Origin of the sequence: Pseudobacillus sp. 179-B 2D1 NHS, assembly GCF_045370945.1 — a bacterium.
GTDB lineage: Bacteria > Bacillota > Bacilli > Bacillales > Domibacillaceae > Pseudobacillus.
Genome location: NZ_JBIQDP010000012.1, coordinates 117,136 through 131,404 on the forward strand (window position 1 = coordinate 117,136; position 14,269 = coordinate 131,404).

General features: G+C 33.8%; 9 protein-coding genes and 1 pseudogene. 3 read left to right on the top strand and 7 right to left on the bottom strand.

What is annotated here, in order from left to right:
• The first annotated feature begins 178 nt into the window (after positions 1 to 178).
• Entirely contained in the window at positions 179 to 1,123 is a 945-nt protein-coding gene (gene speB / locus ACH0BF_RS13555) for an agmatinase (RefSeq protein WP_406909496.1), read from the top strand.
• A gap of 549 nt (positions 1,124 to 1,672) precedes the next feature.
• On the opposite strand, the gene speB (ACH0BF_RS13560) is transcribed toward speB (ACH0BF_RS13555), so the two are convergent.
• The 7 genes and pseudogenes from speB (ACH0BF_RS13560) to ACH0BF_RS13590 form a co-directional block, all read right to left on the bottom strand.
• Positions 1,673 to 2,620: an agmatinase gene (gene speB, locus ACH0BF_RS13560; RefSeq protein WP_406909497.1), complete on the bottom strand. Its 948-nt coding sequence runs from the start codon at positions 2,618 to 2,620 to the stop codon at positions 1,673 to 1,675.
• 90 nt (positions 2,621 to 2,710) lie between these two features.
• Positions 2,711 to 3,217: a TetR/AcrR family transcriptional regulator gene (locus ACH0BF_RS13565; protein WP_406909498.1), complete on the bottom strand. Its 507-nt coding sequence runs from the start codon at positions 3,215 to 3,217 to the stop codon at positions 2,711 to 2,713.
• A gap of 307 nt (positions 3,218 to 3,524) precedes the next feature.
• A complete protein-coding gene (locus ACH0BF_RS13570; RefSeq protein ID WP_406909499.1) occupies positions 3,525 to 5,333 on the bottom strand; it encodes a hypothetical protein in 1,809 nt (602 codons plus the stop codon).
• Positions 5,334 to 5,412: 79 nt separating this feature from the next.
• Positions 5,413 to 8,952: a hypothetical protein gene (locus tag ACH0BF_RS13575; protein ID WP_406909500.1), complete on the bottom strand. Its 3,540-nt coding sequence runs from the start codon at positions 8,950 to 8,952 to the stop codon at positions 5,413 to 5,415.
• A 236-nt stretch (positions 8,953 to 9,188) separates the two neighbouring features.
• Positions 9,189 to 9,629, bottom strand: a complete 441-nt coding sequence (locus ACH0BF_RS13580) for a hypothetical protein (RefSeq protein WP_406909501.1) — start codon at positions 9,627 to 9,629, stop codon at positions 9,189 to 9,191.
• Between the two features lie 279 nt (positions 9,630 to 9,908).
• A pseudogene (locus tag ACH0BF_RS13585) lies at positions 9,909 to 10,247 on the bottom strand (toprim domain-containing protein); the annotation flags it as partial.
• 659 nt (positions 10,248 to 10,906) lie between these two features.
• Positions 10,907 to 11,347, bottom strand: a complete 441-nt coding sequence (locus ACH0BF_RS13590) for an Lrp/AsnC family transcriptional regulator (RefSeq protein ID WP_340854399.1) — start codon at positions 11,345 to 11,347, stop codon at positions 10,907 to 10,909.
• A 119-nt stretch (positions 11,348 to 11,466) separates the two neighbouring features.
• On the opposite strand from ACH0BF_RS13590, the gene ACH0BF_RS13595 reads away from it, so the two are divergent.
• Positions 11,467 to 12,018, top strand: a complete 552-nt coding sequence (locus tag ACH0BF_RS13595) for a cysteine hydrolase family protein (protein ID WP_406909502.1) — start codon at positions 11,467 to 11,469, stop codon at positions 12,016 to 12,018.
• A gap of 900 nt (positions 12,019 to 12,918) precedes the next feature.
• A complete protein-coding gene (locus tag ACH0BF_RS13600; protein WP_340854403.1) occupies positions 12,919 to 14,253 on the top strand; it encodes an APC family permease in 1,335 nt (444 codons plus the stop codon).
• The last annotated feature ends 16 nt before the right edge of the window (positions 14,254 to 14,269 follow it).

Sequence of the window (14,269 nt, forward strand, 5' to 3'; positions counted from 1 at the left end):
TCCGCTTTTTTGTCTAATTTCATAATGTATAACTCTACTATCAAAAAAAACTATTCTTACTATAGTTTTTTACCATTGTACAAATAATCAAAATAATTGATATATTAAAAATAAATGAAGTGGCTAATCTATTTAAACGCTATTTCAATTTATTTATCTTTTAAGAAAAGAGGAATCAATGATGAAAACCGTTCAAGAAATGATCCAAAAAAAGACTATCTGGGCTGGCTTAAACCGCCCTGATAGCAGTATTGAAGAAGCTGATATTGTTGTATTTGGCATTCCTTACGATGGAGGAGTAAGTTTCCGTTCCGGTGCAAAAGATGGCCCCCGTGCAATCCGTGAAATTACCTATACTATTCCCCCAACTACGGAAAGATGGGAAGATCTTTCTTCTTTACAAATTCTCGATGTCGGCGACATGGCGGGTGAAAACCGCGACGCAATTTTTCGACAAGCTGAGGAAACTGCCTACTCTATTGTAAAGGCAGGAAAACTGTTGACCATGATAGGGGGAGATCACTCCACTACGATTCCAGTTATGCGAGGAATCGATCGAGCGTTAGATAAACCCTTTGGCATCATTCATATTGATGCACATTTTGATTTATGTAATGAAATGGGAGGAGACCTGCTTTCCCACGGTTCCACAGAAAGACGCGCATTAGAATTAAAGAATGTCCCCGACACAGAGAGCATTTTTTTTGTAGGAATCCGTTCAGTGGAATCTGAAGAACTTAAGTTTATTCAACAAAACAAAATGAATATTATTAAAGCGATGGATATCGGCCGAGACGGTGTAACAAAAACATTGGAAGAAATTAAGAAAAAGATGGCCCATTTTGAAAATATTTATATAACAGTAGACATTGATTCTCTTGATCCCGCTTATGCTCCCGGCACAGGAACACCCCAATTTGGCGGGTTAAACAGCCGACAGCTTCTTGATTTATTGCATGGTTTATTCGAACTTCCTGTTATCGGCTTTGACGTAGTGGAAGTTTCACCACAGTTAGATGACTCTGCTCTTTCTGTATTCGCTGCCAGAAAGATTTTAACTGAATGCTGGGGACATCATTTGCGGAAAGGCAAGCAGATCCCCGGACATTATGCCGCTGAATAAACATTATATTTATTTAATACTAAACATCCAACAATTGAGCTCAGAATAAATCACTTAGAGGACAGTCCTAAAAGTCAGGTACCTGACTTTTAGGACTGTCCCTTTTGCTTTTATTTTCATCTTAATCAGATAAAACTTGGTTTCGTATCACCTAAATTCTCGTCCTCTTATCCCAAATGCACGTTATTTCATCATCCCCTCCGGTGTTGAACTTTCAACACACATGCCAACCAGCTTTTTTCAAGCTTTTTCGTTTCAAACACAACACGATTAGTACCACCAAAGACATCCCCCACTTTTAGACGTTACCAGAAACAATTGCTGATTGCATCGAATCCAAACGCCTACTAACAATTGGCTATAGATCTATTACTAGTTAGGTTGCCACTGCCAACAGATCTTTACAAAAATGCGGTAATATACGTATCTATTTCCCCAACCTTACTAGTTTGTTGTTCATCTGATGTTAAATTTTTTAAGGTTTTACTCTATTAAAAAAGATTTTTTGATATTTAATTAGGTCCACATTTTGCGGTATTCGGGCATCAATTAACATTCCGCCGTTTTTCCCGCCATTCCAGTTTCTTTGTTTAATTTAATTGCTGCAAGGCTGCCAAAATTATGCACGATTGTTGCTGCCAAAAGAGAAGTCGTTTGAACCGGATCAAATGAAGGCAGCACCTCAACTAGGTCATATCCAATGAAGTTCATATCTGTAAGGGACCGGACCATTTTTAGTGTTTCATGACTGCTAAAGCCACCAACCTCGGGTGTGCCGGTACCTGGTGCATAAGCTGGATCAACAAAATCGATATCAAAGGTTAAAAAACAAGGTGAGTCACCTATTGTTTTTTTGACTTGCTCTACAACATCATCAATTCCACGACTGAATAGCTCATCTTGGGTAACAACGTTATACCCCAACTCCAGACTTGAATCAACGTCCCAGCCGCGCATGCCGATTTGCACCACTTTGTCCGGCTGTACGAGCCCTTCTTCATGTGCGCGTATAAAAGGAGAACCATGCCAGTATTTTTCATCCATATATGTATCCCAAGTATCTGTGTGGGAGTCAAAATGAAGCAAAGCTACAGGTCCATATACTTTGGCTGCTGCACGAAGACTTGCTAATGTAATGGAGTGGTCTCCGCCCAATCCAATAGGGATGATATTCTTTTTCATAAGCTCCAACATCGCATTTTCCATAACCTCATAGCTTTTGTGAATATTTTGGGGAACCACAGGCAAATCCCCGATATCAATTGCCTTTGTATCTTCAAAAGGGGAAACATTCAGCAGGGCATGTTCCGGAGATAAAGTTAAAGATGCCTGCCGAATGGCTTGCGGGCCAAACCTCGCACCTGCCCGGTAAGAAGCAGCCGTATCAAAAGGCATTCCCAAAATGGCTAACTTGGAATTTTCTCTTTCATTGGGTAACCTCATAAAAGTGCCTGACGTGCAAAAGTCAGGGATAAAATTTTCAAATGGGTTTGACATATTCATACCTCCATAAAAATATACTGCCGAAACCAAATGGTTACTAAGGGTTTCCGAAGGGGCAAATTAAGAATAAAAGAGTCTCATCTTTTATTCTCTAGTAGCTAATCCATATATTAAAATATTGGCTATTTCCGAAAGAGCTTCGTTAACAGTCATTCGATGTTCAAAGAAAAAATTTTGATCAAGCGTAGTATTGAGGGAGTCAATTACGACTTTCATTACTAAGGAAATGTTTGCATTAATAACGGCATTCTCTTCAATCGCTTGCTCGATTAAATCTCGAAGCAGTTCCCAGTCGCTTTTCAACAATGTGTCCATTTTAATCCATTGTTCAGGGTAATAGCGCTTCATTTGTTCCAAAATATTAACATCAATGAACTCATAATGGTCAGGCAAGACTGCCATTACACCTTTAATTTTTTCAATAATTGATAGTTCCTCATTTTTTATTATGGTATTGGCCTTTTCATCCATATTTGCAAATGTGTAATCAATCACTGCATTCAGCATGTCAGCTTTTGAATCAAAATATTTATACAACGTTTTTTTACTGACTCCCAGCCGCCTTGCCAAATTAATTAAAGGAAATCTCAAGCCCTCGTTTTTTATTTCTTCAATAAAAGCAATTACAATCCGATCTTTGATTTAAATCCCCTCCTAGAAACCTGTAGAACCGAATTGGTTTCCTTAATACTTTAACTCTTATAGTCCTAATAAGGCAACACCTTTTTTAACATTTGATTGATATGGATATTGCATAACCACTGATTTTACTAATATAAAAAGAGCTTGTTTTGAATAAAGATTAATCAAAACGAGCATCTTTTGAAAGGTCATCAATTTAGTTTTTATGAATAAGTTTGATTAAAATCCAATCTAAATAAATCTTATTAAATAAAATTTATTTTTTTAACTTCACCATCGCTCCATAACCTTCAAGGTTCTCTATTTCTTTTCTATCTATCATATATTCAGGTAATAAAGGGATAAATTTTTCTTCCAATTGTCGTGAAGCAACAGTATTTCTTTGTTTTTTTGAACCTAAATTTTTCGCTTCTACTACCCTTAAAAATGAATCTTTGTTTTTTGGTGTGAAAATTAATCCGTCTAATTCACATACCGATTTCTTATCCTTATTAATAAATTTTAGAGATCCCACATAAATTATCACTAAACCTTTATAGTTCATTTTCTCCAAACTATTCTTAATAGCGCGTAACTCATGTATACCGTCTTTATCATTAGGAAATTTCTTTCTATAATCTTCTATATAAATGTTTAGTTTATTTATTAATTTTTTACTTCCTCTATCTATGATAAAAGGACTTAAAGAAGTGGAATATTCGTACTCACAGAAATAATCTTCTTTTAACAAATTCCTAAACAAGTATGTGATAATTTTTTTCATTATAACTTCTTTTAAAGGTCCATTATTAACCTCTTCATATGCAAACTCTTTATAACTTAAATAATCATCAATCGCTATAGAAATTACTTGAAGACATTTATCTAGTTTTTTGTAATTTTTTAAGTTTTTTTCTAATGCATAAACTGTTCTATATTTAGCGAAATTAGGTGAGAAATTAAACCCCACATAACATTCACTACCTAATTTTTTTATAGTATCTAATTCTTTTTGAAAAACATCTATTGGAAATCCCTCTCTTTGTCTAACACGAAAGGTGAGGCTAAGATTTTTTTCTTTATTCCAAGGAATTTCTCTCTCGGATATTTTATACTCCTCATAAAAAGGAGATTTATCTTGTTCTAAAATTAATTTATTAATTTTAGAAATATCTTTTAAATCCTTATTCTTATCAATGAATCTTTCCACCTTATCATAGATATCCATGCTTCGAAAAGTCCCCATTAATAATGCGTTATTCTCTAAATATAATGTATCCTCTAATAAATCATTAATTCTTTCAAAAACTCCTATTAAGCCAGAGTTATTTTTATTTAATTCATCAATAAAAAGATTTTCGTTAAATAAAACATTTTGTAGACTAATTGAAATAGGTATGTGTGAAAAATGACTATCTAGGACTACGTAGGATACTTTTCTTATCTTAGAATAAATATCTAACCACTTATTATTTTCATTAGATAATACTTTATCTACAATCCTTTCACAAATTAATCTATAATCATCTAAGCTGCTCGATCTTGATAAAATATATAATGTATTGATCCATTGAATTTTTTGAAAGTTAGCACCCTCTATTACTCTATCTAGCAATTTCTTCCCTTCATTTTTTAATCCCTTTTTAAAACCACTTCTAGCATTTGACTTATTTGTATAAACATAATGAAACCAAATTTTATTGCTCGAAAATGTATCCTTAAAATGACCCATATTTGCAAAAAGTACTATTAATTCTAATATTTCAGCTCCTGTAATTTTATCCTTACATTTTAACTCCTCGTTAATATTTAATGTTAAAAAATTAAATTTCGAACCCAGACCCAGTTTACTATTATTCTTTATAAAATTAATCAACATAATTTGTAACAAAACATATTCATGGCGTGTATAGTGTGCTCCATTATGAATAAACCTTATAGCACCTAATTGATTAGTTTCTTTGAGCTTCCTTTCCACATTTAATCTGTTATTGCTATACAGAGTGGCTGCAAAAGGGTATATAATAGGTGTTATAATACCAATGCCGTTAATATTATATTCCAATTTAATAAGTTCTTTTCTCATACGTTCTCCCTTCATTCTTAAGCTTCATCATTCACCTACCCTTATTAAAAACTGTTGATTTGAAAACTTGTTGTCCAAATTATTGACTCAAATCCGAGTTGTCCGGTCTTATACTACTTTGTTTCACATCTACATATATATGGGTCATGGTAATATCCTGCTTAAAAGGGGTCTGATGATGAGTACAAATAGCTAATGGCGGATAATTTCCTTGTACAAATTTAAACTCCTCCTGTGGTATAGATTCTCTAATGATCGCCAATTCTTCATCTTCCCAAAGTCTGATTTGCTTACAATATGAATCAAATAATTCAGCTGGTTGATTGGAAAATCCCCAAATAATTAAAAAGTAAAACCGTGCACCTTCCGCATCATAAGAAAATGTCTTTTTAAAATGCTTCATAATATTGCCCCGGTCTAAGGTTGCTAATCGCATCGCTTCAATGATACCAATTATCTCTCCACCACTGCTACAAATGATTATATCCCTTTCCCCTAATACTTTATGGGAATATCCTCCTCTGCTTTGTGTGCTACAGGTCCACCCATAGAACTTAAAACTTTGATTTAAAATCTCACTGAAAAGATTATTATAGTCATCTTCTTTACCTTGTTTTAATTTCTCTTCTTCGTAATAATTTAAAATAGGTGCTAAACCATTCATGACTTCTATTGCACGAAATACCTCATTAACAATTAAATCATGTTTAGTTGCTACTTCATCTGAAAAATATATCTTTGCTTTTTCATTAGTAGATGCCCCTTTAAATATTTTTAAAGCGTCTGCTAGCCTTCCCCATGAGAGTGGGGCATTTATATCAGTATCGGGTAATTTGTGGATGGTATTAGATTTACTTTCTATATCCAGCTCTAGTTGATTTAATAAAGTACTTTCGCCATATAAAACTATTAATTGATCTAAGATTTTGGTCGCTTCCGTATAATTACCGATCTCTATATACACTTGAACTGCAAATATCCCGATAGCATGTCTGTTTTTTGATTGTTCTTCCAGCGAATAATATTGTTTTATAAATGCTTCAAAGTCCTTAGCCATCTTGTGAAAATATAAAATGTTTTCCATATACAACTGATATTCATCGCTTTCAGTATCTGAAACTTCTTGTTCTAAAATGTTCGCCATCGTTAGAATTTCATCTCTTAATACATCTTGTTCACCACCAAGCTCAAATTCTCGGATAAGCGCATTAAGAAGATTAATTTTATACCCCACATTAAAATTATTTTGTTTGACGAATCCTCTAAAAATCCTACTAGCTGCCTTCACTTCTTCTACATTGTCAGATTTCAAATATACTAAGCCGATATAAAAGTTTTTTGATGCAGTCAGTTCCTCTTTTTTTGATACGTCTGGCATCTCCCCATTCAGAATTTTCTCATACTGATTTGTAAGATAATACATTCTTAGTAATGTACTAAATGCCCACTGTAATAAGTCATACTGCTTTTTTTCCAAACCTCTATTTAAGCAGTAATCAATTAGAGGTGTTGCTTTCATTGCTATTTCAGGAACCTGTGATTGCAGCAATTGCTCTACATTTCTTTGGATATCATCCGTAAAATAGAAATCATCTAGCTTTCTATCGGCATCTATTCTAGAAATATACTGAATTAACTTTTCTCGCTCTGTAAATGGCGTAACTATTTTTACACCCGTTGCTAAGTATTCAAAACTGGCGGAGGTATTTTTTAATGAATCTAAATATGCTTCTTTTTGCGCAACCTCAAAAGTGTTGATTGCTTTCCATATGTTTTCAAATAAATTGTTGGTAAACTCTTGGTAGTATTTATAAATCCCCACATGATCTTCAAATAGATTGATTTCTTCGTGATGAGATAATATTTCTAGCAACTCTACTAAGTATGCATCTATCCTATTTTTTAAAAGATCCTCCTCGACATCTACACTCAAAAAAGATAAAAATTGGAGTTGATACCTTGTTAATACAGTATATTTCATTCGTTTTTCTCTAATATTTTTTTCTATTTCAAACGGCATAAATATTTGATTTTTTCGAACAGTTGATAACAGTGCCAATAAATTGCCCCAATGATATTTCCTAATTTCATTCTCCAAAAACGGTGAGAAAAAGGCACGCTCTTTCTCTTCATCAAATGTATTTATATACGCCTTTGCAATAAATTTTGCTATATCTTCATCATTTTCTTTTTCCTTAAAGATATCGAGCGAAATCCAAAATAAAGGACTTTCTATAGTGTACTGCTGCAAATCATATATTGACTTTAATTCTGCCATTAGCAATGGATACACTCTTTCAAAGAAATCCTTATCATTATGTAGCATGCTATAAAATTCTACTAAGAAACGTTCATATTTTCTGTTGTTACGCTCTGTTAATACACCACGTTTTAAATATAGTAAAATTTCGACTATCTGCTGGGCGGCCTCTCTATAATCAGATTCCTTAAGGGTTTGTAATACTAACTCTAAACATTTATCTGTTACATTCTGTTGTTCAAGATGCATATAACTATAAATACCAATTTTCAGTGTAGATAAATTCGATAACAAAATCGGAATAAAGGTTTTCTCTCTTACCAAACATCTTGTCAAGAAAGGACTGTCTAAGGCCTTTTTAAAAAAATCGACTTTATCTTCATACTCAGCATATTTAATTCCTGCGTGCAACAATTCCTCAAAAATATAAAGTACACTCTCAGCATGACTATACTCTCCCCTAGAGAAGAAATCTAAATAGTCAAGGATGCCATCTTGAGTCTTAAATTCTATGTTATCGTGCTCTAAAGAAAACTCCCCTTTCCATCTAGCTTGCATTAAAACTGATAGTTGAATAATTTCCTGCTCCAATGACCAAAGACTACTTTCTTCAAAAACTAGTGTTTTTACGGCATCATAAAAAGAAGCTTTATCAGTTTCATGCAGTAGCTGTAAGTCACAAAATCCTATTTGTTTTTTATATGATAACCACCATTTCATTCTTTCAAGCTTGTCGTGAGGACCATAACTCTTCTCTCCCCATAGTTTTGACAAAATCCAATCTATTACTCCATCAAATCGAAACTGCCATATATCAAAAATCAAATCATTCTTTTCTTCAACTAGTTCTAGTTCGCTCTTCACCTGTTGAATATTCGGTGTATTTGGATAAATTTTTTGATGCATATCATAAATCTGCTGGAATTTTTCGTGAGGAATCAAGAGCATTCTTTCGTTGTTGTATGGTTGCTCATATAATAACTTGAGGAAAGCAGTTGGGCTACCTGGATTAGTAGGTTCATCTACAATTCGGAATATTTCAAACGGCAAATGATACGTATTAAAAACTTCTCGAATCCACCCACTTCTCTTTAAATCTTCTAGTGTAAAAGATGGTTGTGCCTCTCTTTTAAATTCATTCCATAATTCCTCTAATCTGTTAATCGATCTTGGATTTTCAGAAAGCGGATTTTGTTGGAGTAGTCGTAGTAAAAAAAATTCAAATCCCCAAGTTGCACTAGCTTTTTCGTTTCTTATAAGTTCCTCACTTTGATATTTACCAAGATTGTCTCTCTGTTCAAATATATAGCCTAACTCTCTTATCATTTCTAACTTATCGTAGAATATATGCTGCTTCATTTATTTTTCTCCTTTACAAATGACCTTTTTCGTTCTAATAACACTTTGAAAATAAGTTATCACAATGCATCAGACACCTTCTCCTATGTAAGCTGATTTATATCTTAACTCTACCTTATTATTATCTCTTTCCTTAATCTAAACTCCATAAATAATAAAATTTCGGCTACTACTCAAAAACCTTATGTAATTAAGACTCTTTGATTTTTATATCGTAGAAATCGAAGAATGAAGTGTTAATCTTTATTAAACTCTTTCCAGAGATTTAGCTTTCCTAGTATCAATCTTCTAGCCAACATTTGAATATTGCGGGCGTCATAAGGGGTAAAATTCCTAACTATTTCATTAAATTTATGTCCTATAAAAAAATTCTTAATATAGCTTGTATAATGAATTGCATTATATATTCTCATTTTCCGATCGTGAATAGTCTTTCCATCGTTCCAATCTGAATTGATTCCAATTTTCGGCTTTATTTCATTGTATAAATCGCTCGGAATTCCTCTATCGATCCAGTTAATGCTTTCTAATTCATTAATACAAATTTCAGAGAGTCTGTATAAAATATCTTGCTTAACCTTTGGATTCCAATCACCTTTTATAAAGCGTGGCTTTTCCCTGCTTGAACGTATTTCTAAACCCAATTCTTCAATTCTAAAAAAAGCATCTGCATACACAGGAAGATGCTGATTTTTCGACGTGTTTCTTCTCGTATATTTGAAGGTATTATTAATTTCTCTTGCTAGTAGTTCAAGTTAAGTAATTACCCTCTTAAATTTAAAAAATCAAGACAATTTAAATTTAATAAAAATGCACATAATAGCTGGCCAATGGAACTAGTTATGTACAATAAACTAGTTATGTACACAATCAAAATAACTAAGATATACATGTGCTCCAACAAAAAGGATAATTAAATTAATTAAGTGCATACGTTTTTATATAGATATTCCTGCGTCACAAGCAGACACTATAGTCTCCACGTCATTTCGTTTAATCAAAGAATAGATAATCTTTAGCTGTTTCTTTGCTCCAAGGTCTTCTTTCTCCCTGTTGCGCGGATCGCTTTTTACCTTGTACCGGAAATGCGACGGGATAAATGGAAAGTTTTCCATACTCCACTTTTTCAATTTCTCATCATAATCTTTCGCATCGTACAGCTGTAATAAATGCCCAAAAGCCCAGGTGATGATATAGCCATTGCCTTCAAAATAACCTTCTTTTTTCGTTCTTATTTTTAAAGCATCAGCAATATTTTTAGCTACGGATGGCTTTTCTGCAATGATAACCTTCATTCTGTTAAACTCCCTAATCAGTGTAATGTAAAATATTATATCTCTTTCTCTTTGTAGTTTAAAGGAATGGTTCTTTAGAATTTCGAATGAGTAATAAAACTACGGTTAGAGAGAACGAAACGAGTTTAAAAGTCATTGAGAGTTGTTCATGCACAATAACTTTTCATGATAAATCTTTTCCTCTTGTCTACTGTTCATTATCTTTTATAGTAACTATTTCTCACATCATAGAATTACAATCCACTCCTACAAAGGAAAAAGCCTTACTGACGAAAACTGTGGTTCTAGGAGAGGCAAAATTATGGTGGAAAGCCCTTAGAATTTGAGAATTTTTTATTTCAAAACTTATATCAAAGACTATATATCTTAAAGGGCTATTTTTGATGGTAGGAAGAAGACTAATTTCCTTCTATTTACCCTTTGTTATAGCGGGATTAAAACCTTAACTGCACTGTTCCTTTAGTAGAAGAAGAACCCGCAAAAGTTTTAAACTGAACTTCTAAAGTAAATGTTAAATAGCGAGGAATAAAACTTGGTTACTTATTTTGATAAATAAGGTTTTAAAGTCATGTACTTAAAAAGGTATAATACCTCAATATTCGAGGAATTATACCTTTTTGCTGTTTTTGATCTTATAGAAAAGGAATAACCGCTTTTTATTATGTGGCAGTCAACGGGTTCTGTTGTTTAATCTCTTGGATGGATAAATGGATACTGTAATTCCCATATTCCAATAGTTCATTAAGAAAAAGATTTAATTGGTCTTGGGATGTAACTTTTATTTTTAAATGGTAACATCCTTCTCCCGATACTCGATGAGCTTCAATTACCTCATTTCGACCATAGATAAAACGTATAAACGAATCATGATCTGCTGTTTTCATATAAATAATGACAAACGCTGTATAAGTAAGTCCTAATTTCATTTCATCGACTAGTAGAGAGTAAGCTTTAATCACACCACTTTCCTCAAGTTTTTTTATACGATTCCCTACTGCTTGTCCCGTCATATGAATTTGATTACCTAAGTCTTTCCATTGAATACGTGAATTTTCAGATAGTAACCGAAGGATCTTAAAATCAATGTTATCAAGTTCCATAATAAATTCCTTTCACCATGAAATGTTTTGATCTAAAAGTGTTTCGCCAAAGTATCGATAAAAATTAAGATGTTATTTATCATTATATTGTAATTAAAATTTTAAATGAGGTGAAAAAAATGAGCTCAGCTTTAATCATTGTCGATATTCAAAATGACTATTTTCCGAATGGAAGGATGGAATTAAGCAATCCTGAAAAAGCAGCCGCTAATGCGGCTAAAATTCTTAATTGGTTTAGACAAAATAACAAAGATAATATTTTTCATGTCCAGCATGTCGCAAGTAGTCCAGAGTTAGGCTTCTTTCTTCCAAATACGGAGGGAGTGGAAATAAATGAAGCTGTTCTACCGTTAGAACACGAACGCATTATTATAAAACATTTCGCTAACAGCTTTTTAAAAACTGAATTAGAAAGCAAATTAAAAGAAAAAGGAGTAACCAAGCTAGTAATTGTAGGTATGATGACGCATATGTGTATTGATGCCACAGTTAGAGCTGCAGTGGATCTAGGCTTTGAAGCTACACTGATTGAAGATGCCTGTGCGACAAGGGACTTATCTTATCAAGATAAGGTCGTTCCAGCAGAACAGGTTCACTATGCGTTTGTCAGCGCACTTAAAAGTATGTATGCCAATGTAATTTCAACCGAGGATTTCCTGCAACAAAACTAATACAGTCTTGAAGAATATATCATTCTATATAAATGGGAGTTTGTTTAAAAACAAGCTCCCTTCTTTTTTTGTTCTTATTTTTAAAGCATCAGCAATGCTTTTAGCTACAGATGGCTTTTCCACAATGATAACCTTTATTCCATTAAGCTCCTTATCTTAAGCACTATAATCTTAAACATTATATCTATTTCCTATCACGGTTTAAAGAAATGATTCTTTGGGATTTTAAATGAGTAATGAAACTGCAATTGGAGAGAATGGAACGAATTTGAAATCATGATAAGTTGCTCGTGTACAATGAAGTTTTATGATAAGCCCTTTCTACATCTCTGCTATGCATTCGTTATTCTTTAGTTGTAACCATATCGCTAGCATCGCTGTAAACAGCAGCAGAACCGCTATCTAAATCCACATACACATTCCCCCCCAAAAATCATGTTTTTGAGAGAAGTCAAATTGATAATTAAATCCCTGTCACTTTTCATTTGTTTTGTCATAGCCACCTGATTTAAAAACTTTATTAATTTTTAGCAATAAACGCTTTTTCTCCTGTATCTCCATCTGTTTCTAAATCGGTTAAAGCTCTATCTATAAACTACTCTATTAAATCTATTATTTTTTAATTTTCCAAACGTACTTTTTCCTGCTCCTATCCCGACTTAGAAGGACTATAAAGCGGCCGTTTATCTTCTGTGTGAAAAAGGGACAAGTGACAACGCCTGCAAGTTTTTCTTAATTAACATCCACACGAGGTTTAAATTATGAATAATAGCATAAAATATGCGTTTTGGAATAGTTTCGGAATGGTTTTTTCGGTTTCTAAAGGATAAAATCATCGCTTGCGCTAATTGGTATAAAATTTGCAATATTCTTAATATTAGTTGAAAAGGAGGTTGTTAGATGTCAGAAACTAAAGAGATGAAGAGGACATTGACTCTGTTGCCTGTTGTCCTTTTTGGATTTTCCTTTATGGCATTTGGGACGGTTTTTAGCACATATGGAGTGGCAGCGCAGATTTCACATGGAATGGTGGCGGGTGCTTATATTCTAGCCACGATTGTTATGCTATTTACAGCCTATAGTTATGGGCAAATGGCTAAAGCCTTTCCAGTGGCAGGATCCGCCTATACCTATACCCAAAAGTCGATTAATCCCCATGTCGGTTTTTTGGTAGGATGGTCGCTCTTAATGGATTATCTGCTTATTCCTATGGTGAACTATTTACTATTCGGTATATTTTATCAGGCGGCCTTTCCGTCCATTCCTAGTTACATATGGATTTTATTGATGTTAACGTTAGTAACCATCGTCAATATCAGAGGGATTAAATTAGCAACTGGCGCAAACATATTGATCACTATCTTTGGTGTAGGGTTCATTATCCTTTTCTGTGTTTTGGCCATTCGGTCGATTTTACAAGGGGAAGGAACAGGAGAACTGTTTACAAGCCTTCCTTTTTACAACCCAAAAGAATCATTCTCTTTCATTATTGCTGGAGCTGCTTTGCTTTGCTTTTCCTTTCTTGGCTTTGATTCGGTTACGACTTTTGCTGAGGAAACCATTCAACCTGAAAAGAATATTCCACGGGCTGTGTTCATCATTACAATAGTTGGCGGCTTAATTTTTACAACCGTTTCTTATATTGCACATAATGTTTGGCCAAATTATATGTCTTTTAAAAATGCCGATGCCGCCTCACATGAAATCATTCTGTTAATTAGCGGGAATTTTGTAGACGCGCTCTTTCTTGCACTTACTGCAGTTGGTATTTTTGGGTCAGCTATGGTATCCCAAGCGAGTGGGGCTCGTGTTCTATATGCTATGGGCAGAGATGGTCAATTGCCGAAAAAGTTTTTTGGAAGCCTGCATCCTAAGTTAAACACCCCGGTTAACAACATTCTTGTCATTAGCTTGATTTCCTTATTAGCCTTGGTGCTGAGTTTGACAATTGTCGCTTCATTCATTAACTTTGGAGCCTTTCTTGCCTTTACATTTGTTAATCTTTCGGTTATCGGTCACTACTTTATCCGAAAACAACAGAGAACCATAAAAGGGACAGTCCTCTATCTTATTGTGCCATTAATAGGGGCTGTTTTAGATATATGGCTGTTACTAAACCTAGATACTTACTCCAAAGTTTTAGGGAGTATATGGGCTCTGGCTGGTGTTATTTATTTAACTTATCTAACAAAGGGATTCAAAAAGAGGCCGCCAGAAATGGATTTATCCGCATAATTTACTGAATACTATA